Annotated in this window: 1 protein-coding gene; it reads left to right on the top strand. The window is 61.6% G+C overall.

The window, feature by feature from the left end:
• On the top strand, positions 1–704 hold a 704-nt coding region (locus EOA22_RS35380), incomplete at its 5' end, for an AAA family ATPase (protein ID WP_164756261.1).
• Positions 705–910: the final 206 nt, after the last annotated feature.

The following is a 910-nucleotide window of genomic DNA, read 5'->3' on the forward strand; positions in this document are numbered from 1 at the left end:
CCATCAACATGTCCGAGTTCCAGGAGGCGCACACCGTCTCGACACTGAAGGGCGCACCGCCCGGCTATGTCGGCTACGGCAAGGGCGGCATTCTGACCGAAGCGGTGCGCAGAAAACCCTATTCGGTGATCCTGCTCGACGAGGTCGAGAAGGCGCATCCCGACGTCCACGAAATCTTCTTCCAGGTCTTCGACAAGGGCATGATGGACGACAGCGAGGGCCGCCGGATCGATTTCAAGAACACCCTGATCCTGCTCACCTCGAATGTCGGCTCCGAAGTTATCATGGACCGCACAAGGAATGGCACGCTGCGGACCGGGCTCGACGATCTGGATACCGCCTTGCGCAGCCCATTGCTGAAGGTCTTCCCGGCTGCCTTCCTTGGCCGGGTGGTGACCATTCCTTACTATCCGCTCTCTGATTCGATGATCGAAGCGATCACTGGCCACCAGTTCGCCAAGATCGCTCGCCGGTTGCGGGCAACCAACGATGCGGAACTGGTGATCGGCGACGGTGTCATGGATCTGGTCAAGGCCCGCTGCACCGAGATCGAATCCGGCGGGCGGATGATCGATGCCATCCTGACCAACACGCTGCTGCCGGAACTGAGCCGCGGCGTGCTTAACCGGTCGCTCGAGGGCGAAAAGATGACCAAAGTCACCGTCGGCGCCTCCAAGGAAGGGTTCACTTATTCCTTCGAGTAGGTTCTGATCGTGTAGAACCTCGTCGCCCTCGGCTGCCGGCCCGCTATTCGCGATCCCCCGTGGCGCCGCAATTCGAGAGGTGGCGGTCTTGCCCGTGCGCGAGAACGACGTGCGTAGCCGGTAGCGGATCGTCCACGACAGCACCGGCCCGCCGGTCGCATCGCCGAGCGTCCACCTAGTGAAGATTACCGACTGTGCCGCGCATT

The organism is Mesorhizobium sp. M7A.F.Ca.US.014.04.1.1 (assembly GCF_003998745.1).
Taxonomy (GTDB): Bacteria; Pseudomonadota; Alphaproteobacteria; order Rhizobiales; family Rhizobiaceae; genus Mesorhizobium; species Mesorhizobium ciceri.